This window comes from Klebsiella sp., from assembly GCF_027492335.1.
Taxonomy (GTDB): Bacteria; Pseudomonadota; Gammaproteobacteria; order Enterobacterales; family Enterobacteriaceae; genus Klebsiella; species Klebsiella huaxiensis.
Genome location: NZ_JAPUEW010000004.1, coordinates 1 through 26,815 on the forward strand (window position 1 = coordinate 1; position 26,815 = coordinate 26,815).

General features: G+C 51.5%; 21 protein-coding genes, 1 tRNA gene, 1 rRNA gene and 1 pseudogene. 10 read left to right on the plus strand and 14 right to left on the minus strand.

Features of this window, described 5'->3' with window-relative positions:
* Nucleotides 1–61: 61 nt before the first annotated feature.
* A tRNA-Thr gene (locus QVF11_RS00230) sits at nt 62–137 on the plus strand.
* Between the two features lie 38 nt (nt 138–175).
* Nucleotides 176–291, plus strand: a 5S ribosomal RNA gene (gene rrf, locus QVF11_RS00235).
* A 234-nt stretch (nt 292–525) separates the two neighbouring features.
* Here rrf and QVF11_RS00240 read toward each other — a convergent pair.
* From QVF11_RS00240 to QVF11_RS00250, 3 genes are all read right to left on the minus strand, one after another.
* Nucleotides 526–747, minus strand: coding sequence for a hypothetical protein (locus QVF11_RS00240; protein WP_110272798.1), 222 nt, complete (start codon nt 745–747; stop codon nt 526–528).
* 283 nt (nt 748–1,030) lie between these two features.
* Nucleotides 1,031–4,141 carry an efflux RND transporter permease subunit gene (locus tag QVF11_RS00245; RefSeq protein WP_287854704.1) on the minus strand — a complete coding sequence of 1,037 codons (3,111 nt, stop codon included), beginning with the start codon at nt 4,139–4,141 and terminating at the stop codon, nt 1,031–1,033.
* A gap of 13 nt (nt 4,142–4,154) precedes the next feature.
* On the minus strand, nt 4,155–5,294 hold the full coding sequence (locus QVF11_RS00250; RefSeq protein ID WP_112213510.1) for an efflux RND transporter periplasmic adaptor subunit: 1,140 nt from the start codon (nt 5,292–5,294) through the stop codon (nt 4,155–4,157).
* 378 nt (nt 5,295–5,672) lie between these two features.
* On the opposite strand from QVF11_RS00250, the gene envR reads away from it, so the two are divergent.
* The gene (gene envR / locus QVF11_RS00255; protein ID WP_112213511.1) at nt 5,673–6,311 is read left to right on the plus strand and encodes an acrEF/envCD operon transcriptional regulator; all 639 of its coding nucleotides are present in this window, start codon (nt 5,673–5,675) and stop codon (nt 6,309–6,311) included.
* 84 nt (nt 6,312–6,395) lie between these two features.
* On the opposite strand, the gene fis is transcribed toward envR, so the two are convergent.
* The 11 genes and pseudogenes from fis to acuI all read right to left on the minus strand — a co-directional run bounded on the left by fis (nt 6,396) and on the right by acuI (nt 15,801).
* Nucleotides 6,396–6,692 (minus strand): DNA-binding transcriptional regulator Fis, encoded by a 297-nt coding sequence (gene fis / locus QVF11_RS00260; RefSeq protein ID WP_003855228.1) that lies wholly within the window; start codon nt 6,690–6,692, stop codon nt 6,396–6,398.
* A 24-nt stretch (nt 6,693–6,716) separates the two neighbouring features.
* Nucleotides 6,717–7,682 (minus strand): tRNA dihydrouridine synthase DusB, encoded by a 966-nt coding sequence (gene dusB, locus QVF11_RS00265; RefSeq protein ID WP_112213512.1) that lies wholly within the window; start codon nt 7,680–7,682, stop codon nt 6,717–6,719.
* Between the two features lie 328 nt (nt 7,683–8,010).
* Nucleotides 8,011–8,178: pseudogene (locus QVF11_RS00270) on the minus strand (carbonic anhydrase family protein); the annotation flags it as partial.
* A 59-nt stretch (nt 8,179–8,237) separates the two neighbouring features.
* Nucleotides 8,238–9,119 carry a 50S ribosomal protein L11 methyltransferase gene (prmA, locus tag QVF11_RS00275; RefSeq protein WP_182235093.1) on the minus strand — a complete coding sequence of 294 codons (882 nt, stop codon included), beginning with the start codon at nt 9,117–9,119 and terminating at the stop codon, nt 8,238–8,240.
* An 11-nt stretch (nt 9,120–9,130) separates the two neighbouring features.
* A complete protein-coding gene (panF, locus tag QVF11_RS00280) occupies nt 9,131–10,582 on the minus strand; it encodes a sodium/pantothenate symporter (RefSeq protein WP_112213514.1) in 1,452 nt (483 codons plus the stop codon).
* On the minus strand, nt 10,572–10,814 hold the full coding sequence (locus tag QVF11_RS00285) for a YhdT family protein (protein ID WP_112213515.1): 243 nt from the start codon (nt 10,812–10,814) through the stop codon (nt 10,572–10,574). The genes panF and QVF11_RS00285 overlap by 11 nt, the downstream gene beginning before the upstream one ends.
* A gap of 110 nt (nt 10,815–10,924) precedes the next feature.
* Complete coding sequence (accC, locus tag QVF11_RS00290) at nt 10,925–12,274, minus strand: acetyl-CoA carboxylase biotin carboxylase subunit (protein WP_112213516.1); 1,350 nt, start codon at nt 12,272–12,274, stop codon at nt 10,925–10,927.
* A gap of 10 nt (nt 12,275–12,284) precedes the next feature.
* Nucleotides 12,285–12,755 carry an acetyl-CoA carboxylase biotin carboxyl carrier protein gene (accB, locus tag QVF11_RS00295; RefSeq protein WP_110272807.1) on the minus strand — a complete coding sequence of 157 codons (471 nt, stop codon included), beginning with the start codon at nt 12,753–12,755 and terminating at the stop codon, nt 12,285–12,287.
* 393 nt (nt 12,756–13,148) lie between these two features.
* Complete coding sequence (gene msrQ, locus QVF11_RS00300; RefSeq protein ID WP_112213517.1) at nt 13,149–13,748, minus strand: protein-methionine-sulfoxide reductase heme-binding subunit MsrQ; 600 nt, start codon at nt 13,746–13,748, stop codon at nt 13,149–13,151.
* Nucleotides 13,748–14,749: a protein-methionine-sulfoxide reductase catalytic subunit MsrP gene (msrP, locus tag QVF11_RS00305; RefSeq protein WP_112213518.1), complete on the minus strand. Its 1,002-nt coding sequence runs from the start codon at nt 14,747–14,749 to the stop codon at nt 13,748–13,750. Before msrP ends, msrQ begins: the two co-directional genes overlap by 1 nt.
* A gap of 77 nt (nt 14,750–14,826) precedes the next feature.
* Complete coding sequence (gene acuI / locus QVF11_RS00310; RefSeq protein WP_112213519.1) at nt 14,827–15,801, minus strand: acrylyl-CoA reductase (NADPH); 975 nt, start codon at nt 15,799–15,801, stop codon at nt 14,827–14,829.
* A gap of 219 nt (nt 15,802–16,020) precedes the next feature.
* Between acuI and csrD the strand changes: the two genes are divergently transcribed.
* The 7 genes from csrD to yhdP all read left to right on the plus strand — a co-directional run bounded on the left by csrD (nt 16,021) and on the right by yhdP (nt 26,795).
* Complete coding sequence (gene csrD, locus QVF11_RS00315; protein ID WP_112213520.1) at nt 16,021–17,961, plus strand: RNase E specificity factor CsrD; 1,941 nt, start codon at nt 16,021–16,023, stop codon at nt 17,959–17,961.
* Nucleotides 17,962–18,266: 305 nt separating this feature from the next.
* Nucleotides 18,267–19,310, plus strand: a complete 1,044-nt coding sequence (gene mreB / locus QVF11_RS00320) for a rod shape-determining protein MreB (protein ID WP_002918653.1) — start codon at nt 18,267–18,269, stop codon at nt 19,308–19,310.
* 70 nt (nt 19,311–19,380) lie between these two features.
* Nucleotides 19,381–20,379, plus strand: a complete 999-nt coding sequence (mreC, locus tag QVF11_RS00325; protein ID WP_112213521.1) for a rod shape-determining protein MreC — start codon at nt 19,381–19,383, stop codon at nt 20,377–20,379.
* A complete protein-coding gene (gene mreD, locus QVF11_RS00330; RefSeq protein WP_004139709.1) occupies nt 20,379–20,867 on the plus strand; it encodes a rod shape-determining protein MreD in 489 nt (162 codons plus the stop codon). The genes mreC and mreD overlap by 1 nt, the downstream gene beginning before the upstream one ends.
* Nucleotides 20,868–20,874: 7 nt before the next feature.
* Nucleotides 20,875–21,456, plus strand: coding sequence for a Maf family protein (locus QVF11_RS00335; protein ID WP_112213522.1), 582 nt, complete (start codon nt 20,875–20,877; stop codon nt 21,454–21,456).
* 2 nt (nt 21,457–21,458) lie between these two features.
* Nucleotides 21,459–22,928: a ribonuclease G gene (rng, locus tag QVF11_RS00340; protein ID WP_110272814.1), complete on the plus strand. Its 1,470-nt coding sequence runs from the start codon at nt 21,459–21,461 to the stop codon at nt 22,926–22,928.
* A gap of 69 nt (nt 22,929–22,997) precedes the next feature.
* The gene (gene yhdP, locus QVF11_RS00345; RefSeq protein ID WP_287854717.1) at nt 22,998–26,795 is read left to right on the plus strand and encodes an AsmA2 domain-containing protein YhdP; all 3,798 of its coding nucleotides are present in this window, start codon (nt 22,998–23,000) and stop codon (nt 26,793–26,795) included.
* Nucleotides 26,796–26,815 lie beyond the last annotated feature (20 nt).

The following is a 26,815-nucleotide window of genomic DNA, read 5'->3' on the forward strand; positions in this document are numbered from 1 at the left end:
GATGGTAGTGTGGGGTCTCCCCATGTGAGAGTAGGGAACTGCCAGGCATCAAATTTAGTGTGCTGATATGGCTCAGTTGGTAGAGCGCACCCTTGGTAAGGGTGAGGTCCCCAGTTCGACTCTGGGTATCAGCACCAGTTTTTAGGTTAAAGTTCGGCGATTTGAAAAGAATTTGCCTGGCAACGATAGCGCGGTGGTCCCACCTGACCCCATGCCGAACTCAGAAGTGAAACGCCGTAGCGCCGATGGTAGTGTGGGGTCTCCCCATGTGAGAGTAGGGCATTGCCAGGCACCAAATAAGTGAAAAGCCCATCCGTCAGGATGGGCTTTTTGCGTTTCTAATCGCGTGAAAATATCAATTCGCGCTATGTACTCAATTCAGCTTCGGTTTATATCGTTAGAGTGGCCTGCGCTATTCCGATCACAGAGCATTGGTGCAGTAACTTAAGTATATTGAGTGTATCTTGCCGAAAAATGGTACCGGGATTAGCTCCGGTACCAGTGCATAGCGGGGATTGTAAGTGATTAGCGAGTTAGTGCGACAATGCCAAGCGTCAAGCCTGCAATTGCAGCCGCGCCTCCGGCAATAGCACCCGCGGTTTCCCAGTTGTCCTGAGTCGTTCCTTTCATACAGGTATTAGTGTGTACTAATCTACCTTCGGAGTCATAGACAGGTACGCACGGAGAATCGTGTGCACAACCAGCGAGAAGCGTTGTCAACAATGTGACTAAAACGAATTTTTTCATGATGTTACCTCTAAATAATCCGTTTCGCTGTAATGGGAACCCATACATTACGGAATAGCCTATTTTATCATCGGTAATACTGAGGACGGGTAGGGTAAATAATCTCAATTTATGAGCAACGTAAATATCGTGAAGAAACTTACGCGATTATGTCGTCATAATATGGCTAGTTGAATAACGTGCGATCTTTTAAAAAATAATAAACACGTTGATCTCTATCGGGATGATCAAAAACTTCAGGCATAAAAAAAGGCGCCTGAATGGCGCCTTTGGAAAGAGAGGCTTACTCGATATGCTTAGTAAAGCGGCGTCTTACGACAACAAAGAACACTGGTACGAAGAAGATAGCCAGCAACGTTGCTGTCAACATTCCTCCCATCACTCCCGTACCCACGGCGTTTTGTGCCCCGCTGCCTGCCCCATGGCTAATAACCAAGGGCAGTACCCCAAGAATAAAGGCCAATGAGGTCATTAAGATAGGGCGTAAACGCATACGAGATGCTTCGAGCGTTGCTTCAATGATTCCCTTCCCTTCTTTATCCATAAGGTCTTTCGCAAATTCGACAATAAGAATAGCGTTTTTGGCAGAGAGACCGATCGTCGTTAATAAACCTACCTGAAAATAAACATCATTATTAAGCCCACGTAATGAGGCAGCCAATAATGCCCCAATAACCCCTAACGGGACGACTAACATTACGGAGAATGGAATAGACCAGCTTTCATAGAGTGCGGCAAGACACAGGAAAACCACTATTAGCGAAATTGCATATAAAGCAGGTGCCTGATTACCGGATAAGCGTTCCTGATAAGACATTCCTGTCCAGTCGAAGCCAATACCAGTAGGCAACTTGTTTGCTAGTTGTTCCATTAAAATCATTGCATCACCGGTACTTTTGCCCGGAGCGGCTTCACCCAGAATTTCCATCGAAGGTAAGCCGTTATAACGCTCCAGGCGCGGAGAACCATAAACCCAGTGTGAGGTTACAAAAGCTGAGAATGGTACCATTTCGCCATTAGCGCTACGGACGTACATACTATTGATGTCGCTTGGCAACATACGGAAATGGGCGTCAGCCTGAACATAGACTTTTTTAACCCTACCATGGTCAATAAAATCATTAACGTAATAGCCGCCTAGCGCTGCGGAAATGGTTTCATTGATATCAGATAGTGAAATACCCAGTGCCTGGGCTTTCTCCTGATCAACATCGAGCTTAAATTGCGGAGTATCTTCAAGCCCATTTGGTCGTACGCGAACCAGTTGATCCGGATGTTCTCTTACCATACCAAGCAACTGATTTCGTGCTTGAGTCAGCGCGCTATGGCCGAGGTTACCCTGGTCGATAAGCTCAAAGTCGAAGCCTGTCGCGGTACCCAACTCAATAATTGCGGGGAGATTAAATGGGAAAACCATGGCGTCTTTAATCTGGCTGAATGCGACCGTGGCTCGCTTGATGATTGCTTCAACCCCATTCTCCGAACCACTGCGCGCCTCCCATGGCTTCAGACTGACAAATGCCATGCCGGAGTTTTGTCCCTGGCCGCTAAAGCTAAAACCGTTAACGGTAAAGACGCTTTCAACATTCGTCTTCTCTTTATGCAGATAGTAGTCGGTAACGGTATCGAGGACCTTCTGAGTACGTTCTTGCGTTGCGCCGGATGGAAGTTGAATCATGGTCATAAATACCCCCTGATCCTCATCCGGTAAAAAGGAGGTTGGCAGACGCATAAACAGTACAGCCATGCCAACGACAATCAGCAGATAGATGATGAGATAGCGCCCGGTACAGCGTAGTATTCCGCTGACGCTGTTGGTGTAGTGGTTGACACTACGGTCAAATTTCGCATTAAACCAGCCAAAAAAACCTTTCTTCTCATGATGATCGGCTGAGGTGGGTTTCAATAAAGTGGCGCAAAGTGCAGGAGTCAGAATCAGTGCAACCAACACGGATAGCGCCATCGCTGAGACGATAGTAATGGAGAATTGGCGATAGATCGCGCCCGTAGAACCGCCAAAGAAGGCCATGGGAACAAAAACTGCCGATAGCACCATGGCTATACCAACCAGCGCCCCCTGAATTTGCGACATTGATTTTTCTGTCGCTTCTTTTGGGGATAGCCTCTCTTCAACCATCACGCGCTCGACGTTTTCCACCACCACGATGGCATCATCGACCAGCAATCCTATTGCCAGCACCATACCGAACATCGTTAGCGTGTTGATGGAATAGCCAAAGGTAGCCAGCACGGCGAATGTGCCAAGCAAGACGACAGGAACCGCAATGGTGGGGATCAATGTGGCACGAATGTTCTGGAGGAACAGATACATCACCAGGAAGACGAGAATAATCGCTTCAAACAGCGTCTTCACCACCTCATGAATAGAGATCTTCACGAACGGTGTGGTGTCGTAAGGGTAAACGACTTTCATTCCCTGCGGAAAGTAGGGCTGTAGTTCAGCAAGCTTTGCTTTAATCGCGGCAGCGGTATCGAGGGCATTGGCGCCGGTAGCAAGCTTAATCCCCAGCCCGGATGCTGGTTTACCGTTAATTTTGGCGACGACGTTATAGTTTTCACCGCCCAGCTCAATGCGAGCCACGTCTTTCAGATGAACCACTGAGCCGTCAGCGTTTACCCGCAGCGTCACCTTGCCAAACTCTGCAGGGTCTTTAAGTCGTGTTTGAGCAATGATTGACGCGTTTAATTGTTGGCCTTTAATAGCGGGTGTTCCGCCAAGTTGGCCTGCGGCAATCTGATCATTCTGTACCTGCAACTGGTTAATCACATCAACAGGCGTCAGGTTGTACTTATTCAGCAGGTTGCCATCCAGCCAAACACGCATGGCATATTGGGCCCCGAAGAGTTGTACGTCGCCAACGCCGTTAAGTCGGCTAATAGTATCTTTGACGTTTGATGCAACGTAGTCAGAAATATCATCCTGAGTAGTGCTGGTGTTATCGGAGATGAATCCAGCGACCAGCAGGAAACTGCTGCTTGATTTCTCAACGCTAATCCCCTGTTGCTGCACTTCCTGAGGTAGCAGCGGTGTGGCGAGCTGGAGCTTATTCTGTACCTGGACTTGCGCAATATCCGGATCTGTACCCGATGTGAAGGTCAAGGTGATGGTGACGCCGCCTGCGGAATCACTGGTTGAAGACATGTACATCAGGTTATCGATACCATTCATGTTCTGTTCGATAACCTGAGTCACAGTATCCTGCACGGTCTGCGCATCGGCACCTGGATAGGTCGCAGATATGGCAACAGCTGGTGGGGCGATCGTCGGGTATTGTGCAATAGGCAGTTGCATAATTGCGAGACCGCCAGCAATCATCATAACGATGGCCAGCACCCAGGCGAATACCGGTCGATGGATAAAAAACTTAGACATAGTTATTCGTACCTTATTGCGCGACGGATGTCGCGGTATCCACTTCGGCCTTCACTGTGACGCCGGGACGAACCTTCTGCAGACCGCTGACAATAACTTTTTCACCAGATTTAAGACCGCTGGTAATTAACCACTTATCACCAATCGCCTGTGAGGTCGCAACCTGGCGGCTTTCAACCTGGTTTTTGTCATTAACGATCATCACGCTGGCATCACCACGTGGTGTGCGGGTGACTCCCTGCTGAGGAACCAGAATGGCATTCGGAGCTACGCCTTCATCAATGCGGGCGCGGACGAACATCCCCGGCAACAGCGAATGTTGTGGATTCGGAAAGATTGCTCGCAGCGTAATTGAGCCAGTGCTTTCATCCACTGTGACGTCGGAGAATTGCAGAGTGCCTTTTAGTGCGTAAGGTTGACCGTTTTCCATAATTAGCTGCACGCTTTTGGTATCGCTGCCGTGCTGCAGGCTTTCCTGTTTCAGACGCATGAAATCATTACTGGATTCGGTGACATCGACATAAATCGGATCGAGTTGCTGTACCGTTGCCATTGCATCTGCCTGTCCATTGGTCACGAGGGCGCCTTCAGTCACGCTGGATTTACCTATGCGACCGCCGATTGGCGATGTCACTTTGGTGTAAGCCAGATTAATGCGCGCACTTTCGACGGTGGCTTTTGCGGCAATAACATCGGCATCAGCCTGACGTGCGGTCGCTACAGCCTGATCGTATTCCTGCTGGCTGATGTATTGTGTTCCGAGAAGAGGTGCGTAGCGTTTCACCGTCAGATGAGCGATGGTCGCTGCTGCTTCGGCTTTGGCTTCATCACCTTTTGCGCTGTTATAAGCGGCTTGATAAGTCGCCGGGTCGATTTGATAGAGAGACTGCCCGGCATTGACATCGCTACCTTCGACAAAGTTACGCTGTAGAATAATTCCGCTAACCTGCGGGCGTACTTCCGCAACGCGGTATGCTAATGTTCGACCCGGAAGTTCCGTGGTCACTGACAGCGGCGCGCTGCTTACAATATGGACTGAAACCTGAGGTATCTGCGTATGCGGTTGTTGATCACCTGAATTATCGCAACCGCTAAGCAAGATGGTAGAGATGATTAGGCTGGATAAAAGTGTAACCCGGGCGTGACTCGTCATTGCTGTTCCTTATAGATTGCGGGCCGAGTTTGGCAACCAATCTGTGAAAGAAATAATGGATAAAAATGCGGTTTGTTATCCTACAAATAAAAAACGAGGTATGTAAGGAATAGTTATTTTTTAGCCATCAGCAAGGCACGCAAAAGCAAAGCAATAGTCATTTTAATCTAAGAATGATCTCAAATTAAAATTCTCTTACATTGATATTCATTAAATGAATAATGCACTTGTTAATTATTTGGTTTGTGTATTTATTGTTTTTTTATTGAGATTTTGCTCATCTGTGTTTTTGCTAAACAATATTAATTATCTGATGCTAGATTTATATGTATCCTGGTATTTCTTATATTATAGATATGGCGTTAAATGGAGCATCGTATGCCAAGAAGAACAAAAGAAGATGCGTTAAAGACGCGGCAGCTCCTGATTGAGTCTGCCATTCAGCAATTCGCTCTGCGTGGGGTCACCAACACTACGCTAACTGACATCGCTGATGCTGCTGGCGTGACGCGAGGGGCTGTATATTGGCACTTCTCCAGTAAAGCAGAACTGTTTAACGAGATGTGGCAACAACAGCAACCGTTACGAGATCTGCTTCAGCATCAAATTCCGACAGATAGTCAGGATCTGTTAGGCAATTTACGGGCGAAATTTATTACAGGTTTGCAATATATTGCCGATAATCCCAGGCAGCGTGCGTTAATGCAAATTCTGTATCATAAATGCGAATTTTCCAGCGATATGATGTCAGAGGTGGAGATTCGTAAAAGAATTGGTTTTAGCTATCCCATTATTCGAGGGGTTTTACAGCGTTGTCTTAGTAATAGATTATTACCAGCTGAAACAAACGTTGAAATTTTATTGATTGTCTTACACAGTGCATTTACCGGCATTATCAAAAACTGGTTAATGGAGCCGGAACAATTCGATCTTCATCAACAGGCTCCCGCTTTGGTGGATAATATTATGTCGGTACTTTGCGGTGTAAATAGTCATGCAAATGGGCTGCGAGGGTAGTAAATTGATAAATCAGAGAAAATAAAAAAGGCGCTTCCCCATGCCGAAGAGCGCCTTTTTAATCATACAGTTAACTGATTAGTATCAGTTCATGCCGTATTTTTTCAGTTTCTTACGCAGAGTACCACGGTTGATACCCATCATCAGGGCAGCACGCGTCTGGTTACCACGGGTGTATTGCATCACCATGTCCAACAGGGGCTGTTCTACTTCAGCCAGTACCAGCTCATACAGGTCACTCACATCCTGACCGTTCAGTTGAGCAAAATAGTTCTTCAGTGCCTGTTTAACCGAGTCACGCAGGGGTTTTTGAGTTACCTGATCCTGAGAGTTAACGGTAGAAACGGTCAGTACGTCAGAATTTACGCGTTGTTCGAACATAGTTCTGTCAGCTCTTTATTTCTATTACGCAAAATTTTCGAAGTATGCCTCCAACGCCGCCAGCTGTTCGCTGGAATCTTCTATGGCGTTGAATGTGCGCCGAAACTGGTCATTTGGAGCGTGCTCCTGGAGATACCAGGATACGTGTTTACGCGCGATTCGGTACCCTTTTGCCTGACCGTAAAAGTCATGCAGTTCCCGAACGTGCGCACAAAGCAAGCGCTTAACCTCTGCCAAAGGCAGCGGGGGCAGCAGCTCTCCAGTGTCCAGATAGTGCTGGATTTCCCGAAAGATCCAGGGTCTTCCCTGAGCCGCGCGGCCTATCATAAGGGCATCAGCCCCCGTATAGTCGAGCACAGCTCTGGCTTTAAGCGGGTCAGTAATGTCACCATTCGCGATAATCGGAATGGAAACTTTCTGCTTAACTGCCCGAATACTGTCGTACTCAGCATCTCCGTTAAACAAACAGGCGCGTGTGCGTCCGTGAATAGTCAGAGCCTGAATGCCACATTCTTCAGCCAGTTGGGCAATCTCTACACAGTTACGGTGTTCCGGTTCCCAACCGGTGCGAATCTTGAGAGTCACGGGAACGTCCACTGCCTTGACGACCGTCGTCAGGATTGACTTAACCTGATCGGGGTACTGCAAGAGGGCTGAACCTGCAAACTTACGATTCACCTTTTTAGCCGGGCACCCCATATTGATATCAATAATTTGGGCACCGCTTTCCACGTTAATTCGGGCGGCTGCAGCCATTTCTTCCGGAACGCTACCGGCGATTTGCACGGTACGAATACCGGGCTCATCAACATGTACCATCCGTAAACGAGATTTGTCACTTTCCCAAACCTGAGGGTTAGAAGACATCATCTCGGATACGGTCAATCCTGCTCCCATCTCGTAGCACAGCGTCCTGAATGGTCTGTCAGTAATGCCAGCCATTGGCGCTGCGATCAGGCGATTTCTGAGCTGGTATTGTCCGATACGCATGAGTTAAGAAATGACCATATGTGACTGCAAGGCGGCGTATATTACGCATTTTTTGCATGAGATGAAAGGCCAAACTTTAACCAATCCACTGAGATGGATCAAAGAATCGCTGTACAATTAAGCGACTATGAATAATTAACTATATAAATCATTGAATTAAGAATTTGCGTTGAATTTATCTACACATATAATTTTGCGTAACTTCTCGTTTTTTCTTCATCAGGTCACGGACTGACAAGATAATCTGCTGAATAAATCAACAAATTATCCCAACTTAATGTGACTATTCTCTCATTTTCAGAACATGATCGTGAAGCGTATCTTAAGATTACTCGACGACTACGAGACCATTTAGCGGCTGTGTCGGGCGATTGTTATCGTGATGCATGGTATGGCTGAAGTTTTCCAACTGTACGGCAGAAAGTGTCAGGGGATGTTTGAGGACAATCCAGGTGACGCCTTCGGAACAAGGTGGAGTGGTCAGAGAACCGCTGAACGGAGGGGTTGCACAGAAAACGCGGAGAAATGTGGCCTGCTGAGAGGCCACAGAGAAGATTATTTTTTACAACCGGTGATCCGGCACCACTCTTCTTTCTCCACCACCGGGTCGAGGTCAAAGAGCTCAGCATAGGCTTCACAAACGCTCTCAGCCTGGCTGGCAAGGATACCGGAAAGGCCCAACAGACCGCCTGTAACTGGCAGCACGCTGATAAGAGGTGCTAACTCGCGTAAAGGGCCGGCCAGTATGTTTGCGACCACTACATCGGCTTTCATGGCGTCTGGCTGATCTTTCGGCAGATAGAGTTCAAGTCGCTCAGAAACCCCATTACGCTCGGCGTTATCGCGGCTGGCCTGAATAGCCTGCGGGTCAATATCAATACCGATGGCTTTCGCTGCGCCCAGTTTTAATGCAGCGATGGCCAGGATGCCGGAGCCGCAGCCAAAATCGATAATCGTTTTGCCTTCGAGATCGAGTCCATCCAGCCACTGTAGACACATTGCAGTTGTAGGATGCGTACCAGTACCAAACGCCAGACCCGGGTCGAGCATCACGTTGACGGCATTCTTATCCGGCACATCGCGCCAGCTAGGGCAGATCCACAGACGCTTACCGAAGCACATGGGATGGAAGTTATCCATCCATTCGCGTTCCCAGTCTTTGTCTTCAAGCTGTTCGATTTTATGTACGAAACCGGTACCCAGAAGCGGATGCTGTTCCAGAAGTGCAACCACCTCTTTCATGTCCGTTTCTGCGTCAAACAGACCAATAACATCGGTATCGCCCCACAGGCGGGTTTCACCGGGCAAAGGTTCAAACACCGGCGTGTCGTGAGTGTCCTGGAAAGTGATAGAAACGGAGCCCGCTTCCATCAGGGCATCACTCAGTTCTTCCGCGTTTGCACCGGTAGTGTTCAGTTTCAGTTGGATCCATGGCATGGCAGAACTCTTTATTTATCAGTAGTCAACATGGCGGCTTGCGGGGCGGAGGAACCAAAACGGTTTCCGACCAGGAAAGCCAACAAACTTAGCAGTAATGAGGGCACGATCGGGTGGAACCCCAGATACTGAATATTAAAAGTGGCGAGTATGGCATACAGTACTCCGCCGACGATCATGGCGCTCAATGCGCCTTTGGCGTTCGCACGTTCCCAGTACAGACCCAGCACCAGTGGCCATAAGAACACAGCCTCAAGCCCACCGAATGCCAGCAGGTTGAGCCAGATGATCATCTCAGGCGGACGCCAGGCGGCGAGCATCATCAGGATCCCTAGTACCAGCGTAGTGATCGTTGAGATCCGCTTTAGCTTCTGCTCGTTATGTCTTTTTGCCGGTTGTGCGCTGAGCCAAAGATCTTTAATGATCGTAGCCGATGCCTGCAATAAATGGGCGTTAACGTTCGACATGATTGCGGCCATTGGCGCGGCCAGAAACAGGCCGGCGGCCCACGGCGGCAGGACCTGTACCATCAGAGTCGGGATCACTTGATCCGGGACGGTCAGGTCAGGCAGCACCGCTCTTCCCAGCGCGCCGGCCAGATGCATACCAAACATTAGGATCGCGACAACAATGGTACCGATAATGATCCCGCGGTGGACGGCTTTACTATCCTTATAGGAAATACAGCGCACGGCGGTATGCGGTAGGCCGATAACGCCGAAGCATACCAGCACCCAAAAGGACATCATAAAGGCAGGGGTGAGAATATCATCCGCACCGTGTGGCGATACCAGCTTCGGGTCGATGTGCTGTAGCGTATCGACAGCATTATGTAAACCGCCAGCTGTGTGGACGACGCCAACCAGCAGCACGATTGTGCCGATCAGCATTACCATACCCTGCATGGTGTCATTGAGGACGCTGGCGCGAAAGCCGCCGAAGGCCGTATACAACGCAATGGTGATGCCAAAGATCAGCAACCCATTTTCATACTTAATTCCGGCGGCTGTCTCCAGCAGTCGGGCTCCGCCGATAAACTGCACAGCAATCGCCCCGACAAAAGCGACCAGCAGGCTCACGCTGGCTATCCATACGACCGCGCGACTTTGATAACGCGCCTGTAGCATATCGTTTAGGGTGATCGCGTTGTAACGCCGCGCCAGGATAGCGAATTTCTTGCCGAGAATGCCGAGCGAGAGCCAGATTGTCGGAACCTGAATCATGGCCAGCAGCACCCAGCCAAGTCCGTATTTATAGGCGGCTCCCGGTCCACCAATAAATGAGCTGGCACTGATATAGGTGGTCGTCAGCGTCATCGCGAGGACGAAACCACCCATTGAACGGCTCCCGAGAAAATACTCGCTGAGAAAATTGCCGCTACTGCGTTTGCGCATCGCGTAAAACGACAGCCCGAATACCAAACACAGGTAGGCAAGCAGGACGACGATGATTTCAAACTGCATCGTTATCCTCCAGAGAGATGTCGCGGAAAATGAAACGCACCATTCCCCAACACAGTAGGATAAACAGCAGTGGTACCAGCAGACAGGCCATTTCGAACCAATGTGGCAGGCCGGTTATACCAATACCCACGCCCGGCAGATAGGCACCAGCCAGCCAGGCAGCAAGATAGAGGAGGGTCAGCCACAGCGCCCAGCGCGCTTCTTTATGGGCCTGAACAAACCGTTTGTCCATTTTTGTCCCTTGAAGATGAAGAAAGCGGGGATTGTACCGCATGGAAAAGATGAGAAGAGAGAGAAAAAGAAAAAGGCCGGATTATCCGGCCTCTTGCAACGATGGCAGTATTACTTCTCCTGCAATCCGAGTTTTTTCTCCAGATAGTGGATATTGGTACCACCATTCTGGAAATGCTCGTCGTTCATGATACGAATCTGCAGATCAACGTTGGTTTTGATGCCATCGATAATCAGTTCCTGCAACGCATTTTTCATACGTGCAATCGCCACATCACGGTTTTCGCCGTAGCAGATAAGCTTACCGATCATTGAGTCATAGTACGGAGGCACGGTGTAACCTGCGTAGATATGAGACTCCCAACGTACACCAAAACCGCCCGGCGCGTGGAAGCGAGTAATTTTACCCGGACTCGGCAGGAAGGTGTTCGGGTCTTCGGCGTTGATACGGCATTCCACCGCATGGCCTTTAACCACGACTTCATCCTGTTTGATGGACAGCGGCTGACCAGCTGCAATACGCAATTGCTCTTTGATCAGGTCAACGCCGGTGATCATTTCAGTTACCGGGTGTTCAACCTGAATACGGGTGTTCATTTCGATGAAATAGAACTCGCCGTTTTCAAACAGGAACTCGAAAGTACCCGCCCCGCGATAGCCGATATCCACGCATGCTTTGGAGCAGCGCTCGCCGATATAGCGACGCAGTTCCGGAGTAATGCCCGGTGCTGGCGCTTCTTCGACCACTTTCTGGTGACGACGCTGCATAGAACAGTCGCGTTCCGCCAGATAGATAGCGTTGCCCTGGCCGTCAGCAAGAACCTGGATCTCAATATGACGAGGATTCTCCAGATATTTCTCCATATAAACCATGTCGTTGCTGAAAGCAGCTTTCGCTTCAGCTTTAGTCATGGAGATGGATTGCGCCAGTTCGGCATCACCGCGAACAACGCGCATACCGCGACCGCCGCCGCCGCCGGATGCTTTGATAATCACCGGGTAGCCAATGCGTTTCGCATGAGCACGGTTAACATCCATATCGTCGCCCAGAGGGCCGTCGGAACCGGGAACGGTCGGCACGCCCGCTTTCTTCATCGCGGTGATAGCAGACACTTTGTCGCCCATCAGGCGGATGGTGTCTGCTTTCGGGCCGATAAAGATAAAGCCAGAACGTTCTACCTGTTCGGCGAAATTCGCGTTTTCTGAGAGAAAACCATAACCCGGATGAATAGCCACCGCGCCAGTAATTTCAGCGGCGCTGATGATTGCCGGGATATTCAGATAGCTTTTTACGGACGGAGCCGGGCCGATACAGACCGTCTCATCCGCTAACAATACATGTTTTAAATCGCGATCCGCCGTTGAGTGCACAGCAACGGTCTTGATGCCTAATTCTTTACAGGCACGCAGGATACGCAATGCAATCTCGCCACGGTTGGCGATAACAATTTTATCCAGCATGTTCGCCTCGTTATTCGATGACGACCAGTGGCTCGTCAAATTCTACCGGTTGACCACTTTCGACCAGAATGGCTTTCACCACGCCGGATTTATCGGCTTCGATCTGGTTCATCATTTTCATGGCTTCAACGATGCACAGGGTATCGCCCGCGTTAACTTTCTGACCGATTTCGATGAATGCTTTCGCGTCCGGGCTCGGGGTGCGGTAGAAAGTACCAACCATTGGGGAACGTACGATGTGACCACTGATTTCCGCTGCTGCAGGGGCTTCCATTGCTGGAGTTGCCGCCGGAGCGACAGCGTTAGACAAAGCTGGCTGCTGCATCATCGGTGCAGCGTAAGCCTGTTGCATCACCGGGAAACCTACGTTCGGCGCGGCACGACTGATGCGTACAGACTCTTCGCCTTCAGAAATTTCCAGTTCGGAGATGCCTGATTCTTCAACCAGCTCGATCAGTTTTTTTATCTTACGAATATCCATGAGTGGGTTCCGTACTCTTTGTTTAGTGTGATTGTGACAGGCGTGTTAGCACCGTCTGTAAAGCATATGAACTACTGCTACGAACAAGACGCCGCGTCTCTTTTGAGGTCGACAGGTAAGCTCCGATAGTCTAGTAGCAAAATGCGGAACTTATCAGCCATCATGCGGCCATCTTCTGCCATTCTCGGGTAAAAAACAAAATATACCTTCGATGTGCGATTGTCACCTTTTCGGGACTCAAAAAGCCCGTCAGGAAAACCAAAGTCGCACATTATAACTATTTCGTAGCATTTGGCAGCTAAATACTGGTCTTATCAGGGAAGATTATCAACCGCTATCGTGTAAAGAGTCGCGGTTGATAAAAGATCTGCGGGAAACTGCACACATCCGAAATTAGCGCCACCACTGGCGGAACTTCTTGTATCGCCATGCTAAAACAAGGACCGCCAGCAGTGCATAGATTATCGGCTGCGGGGATAAAATCTTCACCGACCACAGATAGTGGATGGGGGCGAGGATCGCAGCTAAATAGATGAAGTTATGTAATGTTTGCCAGCGGCGGCCAAGTTTTCGCTGCATCGCCTGGGTAGATGTCGCCGCAAGGGCCAGCAGTATCAACCAACTAATTAAGCCCAACGTCAGGTAAGGCCTGGTGAGCACTTCCGTGCCCAATAGCGCCAGATTGTTAATGCCGAGTTCGAGCAGCGTGTAGCTGGTCAAATGCAGTGTGGCCCAGGCAAAGCACCATAAACCTAATAAGCGTCGGGTGCGTATCAATAAAGGCTGCTTAGCGTAGCGCGCCAGCGGAGAGACAAGCAAGGTCGCCAGCAGGAATTTAAGAGCCATCCTACCGGTAAAGTGCTGAATATCTTTTGCCGGGTCGGCGCTGAAATACCCCTGATTTCCTGCCCAGAAAAGCCATATCAAGGGTAAAAAACCGGCCAGATGGAGTATCACTTTCAGCCCGGTTATCTGTTTTACGTTCAGGCGCACTAGTAGTTCTCCCGCAAATTCAGGCCCCGGTACAGCGATGCAACTTCATCAGCATAGCCGTTGAACAACAGCGTTGGCTGACGTTTGACATCGAGGACGCCGCCCGCGCCGATAAATCTCTCGGTAGCCTGTGACCAGCGGGGGTGATCGACGTGCGGATTGACGTTGGCGTAGAAACCATATTCATCAGGACCGGCCAGGTTCCAGGTCGTGGGTGGGCGCTCGCGAGTCAGTTCGATACTGACGATGGACTTGATCCCTTTAAAGCCGTATTTCCAGGGAACGGTTAACCGAACCGGCGCGCCGTTCTGCGGCGGCAGCGCTTTGCCATATACGCCAACGCTGAGCAGAGTCAGAGGATGCATCGCCTCATCAAGCCGCAGCCCCTCAACGTATGGGTATGCCAGCCCGCCGCCGATAAAGCGATCTTTCTGGCCTGGCATTTGCTCAGGGGCGTAAAGGGTTTTAAATGCCACGTAGCGGGCGTTGCTGGTGGGTTCGACCAGCGAGAGTAATTTATGTAACGGGAATCCGACCCACGGAACCACCATCGACCAGGCTTCGACGCAGCGCATCCGGTAAATACGCTCCTCCAGCGGGAATCGCCTGGTCAGGTCATCATGATCGAGCGTCAGCGGTTTCGCCACTTCGCCACCGATCGTCAGCGTCCACGGATCGGTGCGCAGGCTGCCAGCATTGGCAGCAGGGTCAGCTTTATCGAGCCCAAATTCATAGAAGTTGTTGTAGCCGGATACTTTATCTTCCGGCGTCAGCGTCAGATTGTTTTGCCACTGTTCTGGTTTATCGAAAGTCAGTGCTTTACCTGCAGGTGCTGGTGGGCGGTCGTTGCCTTTAAACCAATCCAGCAGATCCGCTTGCGCGGTGGGAGAGAGTGAAAGGGCGGTCGCGCTGATGCCTAACATTTTCAGTACCTGGCGACGTTGCAGCATAAAAACGGATTCTGCCGTCACGTCGGCTTCCGTCAGTTTTTTCAGTTTCATGGCATCCTCCGTCATGCATTTTTCTAAGCATGACGGAGGCGGAGACTTATCGCGAATATGTCACGAAAAATTGCAGATTAGGCGATCTTCACCAGCGTGCGGCCCTGAATCTGGTTAGCCATAATCTTATCGGCAAACTCAGGGGCTTCGGCGAGGGTAATTTCAGTTGCGCTTTGCGCATAGAATGACTCCGGCAGATCGTGAACCAGTCGCAGCCAGGCTTGAGCACGGCGAGCGGGCGGGGTCATGACGGAGTCCACGCCCTGCAGGCGGACGTTGCGCAGAATAAACGGCATCACGGTTGTCGGCAGGGCGAATCCCCCGGCCAGACCACAGGCTGCTACGCATCCGCCGTAGTTCATTTGCGCCAGCACTTTCGCCAGCACTTTATCGCCGACGGTATCTACGGCACCAGCCCACAGCTGTTTTTCCAGCGGGCGGGTTTCGGCGAACTCATCGCGGCTAAGGATGCGCTGTGCACCAAGGCTTTTCAGATATTCATGGGTACTTTCGCGACCGGACACCGCCACTACCTGATATCCCAGATGATGCAGCAGAGCCACCGCGGTACTGCCAACGCCGCCGCTGGCACCCGTCACCACGATTTCGCCATCTTCAGGACGAATACCGGCATCTTCCAGCGCCATCACGCACAACATGGCGGTGAAACCTGCGGTGCCAATGGCCATTGCTTTACGGCCATCCAGACCTTGAGGCATTGCCACCAGCCAGTCGCCTTTTACGCGAGCTCGCTCTGCGAGTCCGCCCCAGTGGTTTTCACCGACACCCCACCCGGTTAACAGCACTTGCTGGCCTGCATGGAAGCGTGGATCTTCGCTACTGTGCACAGAGCCTGCGAAATCGATGCCAGGAATCATCGGAAAGTTTCGGATGATTTTTCCTTTACCGGTGATGGCCAATGCATCTTTATAGTTTAGGCTCGACCATTGGATATCCACTGTCACATCGCCCTGCGGCAACTGGCTGGCGTCAATGGTTTGCACCGAAGAGATTGTTTTGCCATCCTGCTGTTCTAAGATTAAAGCCTGCATGCGCCGATCCTCATAGGTTGGATGATTGGAAAATTTTTTCTGCAGACTATACTCGCTAACGGCATTATGACACCGATGTAACGCAATAAATTGCCAGATGCGCCAGCTTTGGTAGTATGCGTCGCTCTTTAGCAAGTTAGTGCTTACTTTAGCCTAAGTGCCACTATAGGAGCCCGAATGTTTGTCGGGTAGTCATTCACATGCGGAGTTAACACAGGGATGCGATTAACGACGAAATTCTCAGCGTTTGTCACGCTACTGACTAGCCTGACTATCTTTGTCACGCTTATTGGTTCTTCGCTGAGTTTTTATAATGGTATTCAGCTCAAAATGTCCAACCGCGTCCAGGCCGTGGCGACGATGCTGGATAACCGCCTGGTTTCTATGTCTTTTGACCAGCTCGAACCGCAGATGGATGAGCTGATGACGCCGGTGGAAGTAGTGCACATTGATTTTCAGCTCAATGGCAAATCGGTCTACCGCCATTCACGTACCGATAATTATCGCCCGTTAGGCAGCAGCAACCAGTTTCGCAATATCACGGTGCCATCGCTTAAGCACCCTGGTATGGTTATCCATCTGGTTTATCTGGATCCGATGGCTAATTATTTCCGTTCTCTACATGTCACCGCGCCGCTCTCTATCGCCATTGGCTTTATGGTGTTGATCATCTTTTTCTCCGTGCGCTGGATCCGCCGTCAACTGGCAGGACAGGAGTTACTGGAGCTGCGAGCCGCACGCATTCTTAATGGTGAGCGTGGGCCGCAGGTTCGTGGATCGGTACATGAATGGCCGGCTAACATCAGTAGCGCGCTGGATATGCTGCTATCAGAACTTCAGTTTGCCAGCGATCAGCGAAGTCGTATGGATACGCTGATTCGCTCTTACGTCGCTCAGGACTCAAAAACTGGGCTGAGTAACCGTCTGTTCTTTGATAATCAGCTGACGACGCTGCTCGAAGACCAGGAAAAAGTCGGGTCATATGGCATCGTGATGATGATCCGATTGCCTGATTTCGATCTACTGCGCGATAACTGGGGACGTGCTGCGACCGAAGAGCATTACTTTACGCTGATCAACATGCTTTCCACTTTTATTATGCGCTACCCCGGCGCGCTGCTGGCCCGCTATCACCGTAGCGATTTTGCTGTCCTGCTTCCTCATCGCACGTTAAAAGAGGCTGACAGCATTGCCGGATTGCTATTGAAAGCCATGGATGCCCTGCCGCCGACGCGAATTCTCGATCGTGACGATATGATGCATATTGGGATCTGTGCATTTCGCAGTGGGCAAACGGCGGCTCAGGTCATGGAACACGCGGAAGCGGCAACACGCAATGCGGTACTGCAAGGCAGTAATAGTTGGGCAGTCTATGATGATTCTTTGCCGGAGAAAGGCCGTGGTAACGTCCGCTGGCGAACGCTGATTGAGCAAATGCTTAGCCGAGGCGGACCGCGACTCTACCAGAAACCCGCCGTAACTCGCGATGGGCGCGTTCATCACCGGGAACTGATGTGCCGTCTTTATGACGGCAAAGAAGAAGTGATTGCGGCGGAATATATGCCGATGGTGTTGCAATTCGGTCTGGCAGAAGAGTATGACCGCCTGCAGATTACCCGAATATTGCCATTTTTAGGTTTCTGGCCGGAAGAAAACCTCGCTTTACAGATTACGGTTGAGTCGTTAATTCGCCCGCGATTCCAGCGTTGGCTGCGCGATACTTTGATGCAATGCGAAAAATCGCAGCGTCGACGTATTATTTTTGAACTTGCAGAGGCTGATGTTTGTCAATATATCGCCCGTCTGCAGCCGGTTATGCGGCTAATTAATGCTTTAGGTATTCGGGTGGCTGTTGTTCAGGCGGGTCTGACGCTGGTTGGAACCAGTTGGATCAAGCAGCTTGACGTCGAAGTTATTAAGCTGCATTCGGGATTATCGCGAAATATAGAAAAACGCAGTGAGAATCAACTGCTGGTTCAGAGCCTGGTTGAAGCCTGTAAGGGAATGCCGGTTCAGGTTTTCGCGACGGGCGTGCTCAGCCGTAGCGAGTGGCAGGTGCTGTCTCAATGCGGTGTCACCGGTGGTCAGGGGGAATTTTTTGCCGCCTCACAGCCACTTGACACAAATGTGAAAAAATATTCGCAAAGATACTCTGTTTGATCTGCCGTTTAGCGTGATTTCACGTAGAATAACGCGCGCTATAGTGAAGGGGGTGTGCTTGTCTACCTGCCGGATTATCGCAATGTAAATGCCAGTTCATGACCTTTGACAGGTTACAGATTCAAGCGCGGAGCGCTGCTGAAGATTTCAGCATCAGACGGACTCAGTTAAATTTGTAACAAAGGAAACGAACTGCACTAATTTTCACCGCAGCAGATGATTTTTTCGCCTTGTCGCTGCTGCGCGTGGTTGGTAAAGTAAGCGGATTTTGTTTTCCGCCCCAGCTTTCAGGATTATCCCTTAGTATGTTAAAAAAATTTCGTGGCATGTTTTCCAATGACCTGTCCATTGACCTGGGTACCGCGAATACCCTTATCTATGTAAAAGGACAAGGCATCGTATTGAATGAGCCTTCCGTCGTGGCCATTCGTCAGGATCGTGCCGGATCGCCGAAAAGCGTCGCCGCTGTTGGTCATGAAGCGAAGCAGATGCTTGGGCGTACACCGGGCAATATCGCCGCTATTCGCCCGATGAAAGACGGCGTTATCGCCGACTTTTTCGTCACCGAAAAAATGCTTCAACACTTTATTAAACAGGTGCACAGCAATAGCTTTATGCGTCCGAGCCCGCGCGTACTGGTCTGCGTGCCGGTTGGCGCGACCCAGGTTGAACGTCGTGCTATTCGTGAATCCGCGCAGGGCGCAGGCGCCCGTGAAGTTTTCCTGATTGAAGAGCCGATGGCGGCTGCGATCGGTGCTGGCTTACCGGTTTCTGAAGCAACCGGTTCTATGGTTGTGGATATCGGCGGCGGTACCACTGAAGTGGCGGTTATCTCCCTGAATGGCGTAGTTTACTCCTCCTCCGTACGTATCGGCGGTGACCGTTTTGATGAAGCCGTGATTAATTATGTGCGTCGTAACTATGGCTCCCTGATCGGCGAAGCCACCGCCGAACGTATTAAGCATGAAATCGGCTCTGCTTACCCGGGTGATGAAGTGCGCGAGATTGAAGTTCGCGGACGTAACCTGGCGGAAGGTGTTCCACGTGGCTTTACCCTGAATTCTAACGAAATCCTCGAAGCGCTACAGGAGCCGTTGACCGGTATTGTTAGCGCGGTGATGGTTGCGCTGGAACAGTGCCCACCGGAACTGGCTTCCGATATCTCCGAACGCGGTATGGTTCTGACCGGCGGCGGCGCTTTACTGCGCAACCTCGACCGTCTGTTAATGGAAGAGACAGGAATTCCTGTCGTAGTTGCAGAAGATCCACTGACCTGTGTCGCTCGTGGCGGCGGTAAGGCATTGGAAATGATCGATATGCACGGCGGCGACTTGTTCAGCGAAGAGTAGTCAGCCTGAGATCCGGGCGGCTGGCATACGGCTGCCCCGGTCTTAACTGACACGAGAATACGCATAGCCTATGAAGCCAATTTTTAGCCGTGGCCCGTCGCTACAGATTCGCCTTATTCTGGCGGTTTTGGTGGCGCTTGGCGTGATAATCGCCGACAGCCGCCTGGGTACGTTCAGTCAAATCCGAACGTACATGGATACTGCCGTCAGCCCTTTCTACTTTGTCTCTAATGGTCCTCGGGAGCTACTCGACAGCGTATCGCAAACGCTGGCAACCCGTGACCAGCTCGAACTGGAAAACCGCGCGCTGCGCCAGGAACTGTTGCTGAAGAACAGCGACTTACTGATGCTGGGTCAGTACAAACAGGAGAACGCGCGTCTGCGTGAGCTGTTGGGTTCTCCGCTGCGCCAGGACGAGCAAAAAATGGTGACTCAGGTCATCTCAACGGTTAACGATCCTTACAGCGATCAGGTTGTTATCGATAAAGGCAGCGTTAACGGCGTTTATGAAGGTCAGCCGGTTATCAGCGATAAAGGCGTCGTTGGTCAGGTCGTCGCCGTGGCGAAGATGACCAGCCGCGTACTGCTGATTTGCGACGCAACACATGCGTTACCAATTCAGGTACTACGTAACGACATTCGCGTGATTGCTGCGGGTAATGGCTGTACTGACGATCTTCAACTGGAGCATCTGCCAGCTAATACCGACATTCGTGTGGGCGACGTCCTGGTGACTTCAGGTCTTGGTGGTCGTTTCCCTGAAGGGTATCCAGTTGGTGTGGTCTCGTCCGTGAAGCTGGATACACAGCGCGCGTATACGGTAATTCAGGCGCGCCCGACCGCAGGCCTTCAGCGTTTGCGTTATCTGCTGTTGTTGTGGGGAGCCGATCGCAACGGCGCTAACCCGATGACGCCGGAAGAAGTTCATCGCGTCGCGAATGAACGACTGACTCAGATGATGCCGCAGGTTCTGCCTGCACCGGATGCTATGGGGCCGCAAATGCCTGCTCCGGCAACCGGCATAACGCCGCCTCCGGCTCAGCAACCTCTGCCTGCTGGGGGGCAATAGTGGCAAGCTATCGTAGCCAGGGACGCTGGGTTATCTGGCTCTCGTTTCTCATTGCGCTATTGCTGCAGATTATGCCCTGGCCGGCGGACATCAGCGTCTACCGGCCAAATTGGGTACTCCTTATCCTGCTGTACTGGATCCTCGCGTTACCCCATCGGGTGAATGTCGGCACGGGTTTTGTGATGGGAGCGATCCTCGATCTCATCAGTGGCTCTACGCTTGGCGTTCGCGCACTATCATTAAGTATCGTGGCTTATCTGGTGGCGCTGAAATATCAGTTGTTCCGCAATCTGGCGCTCTGGCAGCAGGCGCTGGTGGTGGTGATGTTATCGCTCGCCGTGGATATCATTGTTTTCTGGGCAGAGTTTTTAGTGATCAACGTCTCTTTCCGTCCGGAAGTGTTCTGGAGTAGTGTAGTAAACGGTGTGCTCTGGCCATGGATCTTCCTGCTGATGCGTAAAGTACGCCAGCAATTTGCAGTGCAATAAGGTTGATATGACGACTCTGTATCTGGCTTCAGGTTCTCCGCGTCGGCAGGAACTGCTGACCCAGCTAGGCCTCTCTTTTGAGCGACTGGTTCCTGGTATTGAGGAACAACGTCATGCGCAGGAGAGTGCGCAACAATACGTCTCGCGCCTGGCGCGGGAAAAAGCGCAGGCCGGTGTGGCGTTAGCGCCGCGGGATCTGCCTGTTTTGGGGGCGGACACCATCGTCATTCTTAACGGTGAAGTGTTGGAAAAGCCGCGTGATGCCGGACACGCCGCAGAAATGCTGCGTATGCTTTCCGGGAAAACCCATCAGGTCATGACTGCCGTGGCGTTGGCCGATAAGCAACAGACGCTGGATTGCCTGGTGATAACAGAGGTGACCTTCCGCCTGCTTTCCGGGCAGGATATTGCCGACTATGTGGCCAGTGGTGAACCTTTAGACAAAGCAGGTGCATACGGTATTCAAGGGCTGGGTGGCTGTTTCGTCAGGAAGATAAATGGCAGCTATCACGCCGTAGTCGGCTTACCGCTGGTGGAAACGTATGAGTTGCTCAGTAACTTTAACTCACTGCGTGAAGAAAAGGGATAAAGATGACAGCTGAATTATTAGTTAACGTAACGCCATCCGAAACGCGTGTCGCGTATATTGATGGCGGTATTCTTCAAGAAATACATATTGAGCGTGAAGCGCGCCGTGGGATAGTAGGCAATATCTACAAAGGCCGTGTCAGCCGTGTGCTGCCGGGAATGCAGGCGGCTTTTGTAGATATTGGTCTGGATAAGGCCGCATTTCTGCACGCTTCCGATATTATGCCGCATACCGAATGTGTGGCAGGTGAAGAACAAAAGCAGTTTACCGTCCGCGACATCTCCGAACTGGTGCGTCAGGGGCAGGACCTGATGGTGCAGGTGGTGAAAGATCCCCTCGGTACGAAAGGCGCTCGCCTGACAACCGACATCACTATTCCTTCCCGTTATCTGGTCTTTATGCCGGGCGCTTCGCACGTTGGTGTTTCGCAACGTATTGAAAGCGAAGCTGAACGTGAACGGCTGAAAAAAGTAGTGGCCGATTACTGCGATGAGCAGGGCGGATTTATCATCCGTACGGCGGCTGAAGGCGTTCACGAACAAGAGATGGCGGCTGATGCTGCCTATCTCAAGCGCGTCTGGACGAAAGTCATGGAGCGTAAAAAACGCCAGCAAACGCGCTACCAGATGTACGGTGAACTGGCTCTGGCTCAACGTGTGCTGCGCGATTTTGCCGATGCACAGCTCGATCGTATTCGCGTCGACTCACGTTTGACTTACGAATCGCTGCTCGAGTTTACTGCTGAATATATTCCGGAGATGACTAACAAGCTGGAGCACTATAGTGGCCGCCAGCCGATCTTCGATCTCTTTGATGTCGAAAATGAGATTCAGCGTGCGCTCGAACGTAAAGTAGAGCTGAAATCCGGCGGTTACCTGATTATCGATCAGACCGAAGCGATGACCACCGTTGATATCAATACTGGTGCATTCGTTGGTCATCGCAATCTCGATGATACTATCTTTAACACCAACATTGAGGCGACGCAGGCCATTGCCCGCCAGCTGCGACTACGTAATCTCGGTGGGATTATCATCATTGATTTCATAGATATGAACAATGAGGATCACCGTCGCCGGGTGCTGCATTCGCTTGAACAGGCGCTGAGCAAGGATCGGGTAAAAACCAGTATCAACGGTTTCTCTCAGCTTGGGCTGGTAGAGATGACCCGCAAACGCACCCGCGAAAGCGTCGAGCACGTGCTGTGCAATGAGTGCCCGACCTGTCATGGCCGCGGCACGGTGAAAACCGTGGAAACGGTGTGCTATGAAATTATGCGCGAGATCGTGCGCGTGCATCATGCCTACGATTCAGATCGTTTCCTGGTCTATGCTTCTCCTGCGGTAGCGGAAACGCTGAAAGGGGAAGAATCACATGCGCTGGCTGAAGTCGAAATCTTTGTCGGTAAACAAGTCAAAGTGCAAATTGAGCCGCTCTATAATCAAGAGCAGTTTGATGTGGTCATGATGTAATCATCCGCTTGCCTCTATTTTTAGGAGAGGCAGTCGGATGAAGTGTAACAGGCTGACAAGGAGAGATGCGTGAGGCGACTGCCCGGGATATTACTGCTCACCGCGGCAACATTGATTGTCGTCGTCGCACTGCTGGTGAGCGGTCTGCGCCTCGCGTTGCCGCAGTTGAACACCTGGCGTCCGCAAGTGCTGGCGAAAATTTCCGCTATTGCTGGCGTACCGGTCGATGCCTCGCAAATTACCGCCAGTTGGCAAACTTTTGGCCCTACGCTTGATGTTCGCGATATTAAGACCGGCCTGAATGATGGCGGTGAACTCTCCATTAAACGCGTCACCCTGGCGCTGGACGTGTGGCAAAGCCTGCTGCATATGCGCTGGCAGTTTCGCGATCTCACTTTCTGGCAGTTACAGGTTCATACTAACACCCCGATTCAAACCAATGACGGCGGTGAGGGGCTGAAAACCGACCGTATCAGCGATCTTTTCCTCCGCCAGTTCGATCACTTTATCCTCCGCGATAGCCATCTGAGCTTCCTGACTATTTCCGGCCAGCGGGCTGAGTTGGCAATCCCGCAGCTTACCTGGCTAAACGGCAAAAATCGCCATCGTGCAGAAGGACAGCTTAGCCTCAGTAGCCTGACCGGCCAGCATGGGGTGATGCAGGTGCGAATGGATCTGCGCGACGAAGATGGCCTGCTCAATAAAGGGCGGGTCTGGCTTCAGGCCGATGATATCGACGTTAAACCATGGCTTGGGCGCTGGATGCAGGACAATATTGCCTTGCAGAGCGCACGGTTTAGCCTTGAAGGCTGGATGACCATCGATAAAGGTGATGTTGCCAGCGGCGATGTCTGGCTGAAGAAAGGCGGGGCCAGCTGGCAAGGCGATAAAGATAAGCATCATCTTTCGGTCGATAACCTGACGGCACATATCTATCGCGACAATCAAAGCTGGGGTTTTCGAATTCCGGATACGCGCATCTCTATTGATGATAAACCCTGGCCGCGCGGCGCGCTGGCTATGGCGTGGATCCCGGCTCAGGATGTCGGCGGGAACAACAGCAAGCGCAGCGACGAACTGCGCATTCGTGCCAGCAATCTTAACCTTAACGGTTTGACCGGGCTGCAGCCGATGGCTGACAAGCTGGCTCCTTCGCTGGGCGAAATCTGGCGAACTACCCAGCCGAGCGGAAAAATCAATCTTCTGGCGCTGGATATTCCCTTGCAAGCGGCGGAAAAGACCCGCTTCCAGGCTGACTGGAGCGATATGTCATGGAAGCAGTGGAAGCTGTTGCCGGGCGCTGAACACTTTTCAGGAAACGTTTCCGGGAGCGTGGAGAACGGTGCTCTGCACGTCAGCATGACACAGGCGAAAATGCCGTATGAGACGGTCTTTCGCGCGCCGCTGGAAATTGCCAAAGGCGATGCGACCCTGAGCTGGGTGAAGAATGATAAAGGCTTTATGCTCGATGGTCGCGATATTGATGTGCAGGCGATCGGTGTTCGCGCTCGCGGTGGATTCCGCTATCTGCAACCGCAGGGCGATGAACCCTGGCTGGGGATTCTGGCCGGTATCAGTACCAATGACGGCGGTCAGGCATGGCGCTACTTCCCGGAAAATCTCATGGGCAAAGAGCTGGTAGATTACCTCAGTGGGGCGATTAAAGGTGGTCAGGCCACCGATGCCACGCTGGCCTACGGCGGTAATCCCCACCTGTTCCCATATAAGCATAACGAAGGCCAGTTCCAGGTCTCGGTGCCGCTTAAGAACGCCACCTTTGCTTTCCAGCCTGATTGGCCAGCACTAACCGGGCTGAATATCGACCTCAACTTTATCAATGACGGTTTATGGATGAAGGCCGATAAGGTGATGCTGGGTAAAGTCACTGCCAGCAACCTGGATGCGGTTATCCCCGACTATTCGCGAGAGAAGCTGTTGATTGATGCCGACGTTAACGGGCCGGGTAAAGAGGTGGGGCCTTACTTTAATGAGACCCCATTGAAAAAAACGTTGGGTGCGGCGCTGGATGAGCTTCAACTGGATGGTAATGTGAGCGCTCGCTTACATCTTGATATCCCGCTGGACGGCGAGATGACCACTGCGAAAGGCGATGTTCAGTTGAAGAACAACAACCTGTTCATCAAGCCTATCGGCACCACATTGCAGAACCTGACCGGCAAATTCAGCTTTGCAAATGGTGATCTGAAAAGCGAGCCGATGAGCGCCAACTGGTTTAATCAGCCGCTGAATATTGATTTTTCGACCACTGAGGGCGAAAAGGCGTTCCTGGTGGACGTCGGGATGAAAGCCAACTGGCAGCCGTCGCGTACTGGCTTATTACCCAAGGCGATTGATAGCGCTCTAAGCGGCAACGTACCCTGGGACGGTAAAGTGGCGATTGAGCTGCCGTATCACGGCAGTGCGAACTATAAAGTTGATATCAACGGCGATCTGAAGAATGTAAGTAGTCACTTACCTGCGCCAGTTGATAAGCAAGCCGGTGAATCTTTACCAGTAAAGATCAAGGTTGATGGCGGGTTAAGCAGCTTCAATCTAACCGGTTCTATTGGCGCAAAAAATCATATTAACAGCCGCTGGTTGTTGGGTAATAAGTTAACCCTGGACCGCGCTATTTTGACCTCTGACAGTAAAGCGGTGTCACCGCTGCCTGAGCAATCTGGTGTAGAACTGAACATGCCGCCGATGGACGGTGCGCAGTGGCTGGCGCTGTTCCAGGGGGGAGCGGCAAACGATGTCAGCAGTAATATGGTCTTCCCGGAGCGGGTCACGCTGCGTACGCCTGCGTTAACGATGGCGGGCCAGAGCTGGAATAACGTCAGCCTTGTTTCACAGCCCGATGCCGGCGGCACCAAAGTTGAAGCTCAGGGGCGCGAAATTAATGCAACGCTGACGATGCGTAAAAATGCCCCGTGGCTGGCGGCGATTCGTTATCTCTACTACAACCCAGCGTCAGCGAAGAGCGGCGAGACGGCGAAAACCAGCAGTCCCCTGTCTGATACCAAAATTGATTTCCACGGCTGGCCGGATCTTCAGCTTCGCTGCGCAGAGTGCTGGCTGTGGGGGCAAAAATATGGCCGCATCGAGGGTGATTTCAATATTAGCGGGGATACTCTGACGCTGGCGAACGGATTGGTGGATACCGGTTTTGGTCGCCTGACTACGGATGGCGTGTGGGTTAGTGCCCCAAGCGGCGTACGGACCTCGCTAAAAGGTAAGCTGCACGGTAATAAAACCGATGATTTCGTGAATTTCTTTGGCGTATCAACTCCGGTAAAAGGCTCTGCATTCGATATCGATTATGACCTGCACTGGCGCGCGCCGCCGTGGCAGCCGGACGTTGCCTCGCTTAACGGAATCTTAAAAAGCCATCTTGGAAAAGGTGAGTTTACCGACCTGAGCACCGGCCATGCCGGTCAGCTTCTGCGTCTGCTGAGTGTTGATGCGCTGCTGCGTAAGTTACGTTTTGACTTTAGTGATACGTTTAGCGAAGGGTTCTACTTCGATTCGATTCATAGCACGGCGTGGATTAAAGACGGCGTGATGAATACCGATGATACGCTGGTCGATGGTCTGGAAGCGGATATCGCCATGAAAGGCTCTGTCGATCTCGTTCGCCGCCAGCTGGACCTGCAGGCCGTGGTAGCGCCGGAAATTTCCGCCACCGTAGGCGTTGCGGCGGCCTTTGCCGTTAACCCGATTATCGGTGCCGCGGTCTTTGCCGCCAGCAAGGTGCTGGGGCCGTTGTGGAACAAGGTCTCGATTTTGCGCTATCGCATCACCGGCCCTATCGATCAGCCGCAAATTAATGAAGTCCTGCGCCAGGCGCGGAGCGACAAAAAGCAATGATTTGACGATTGTGCGTAATT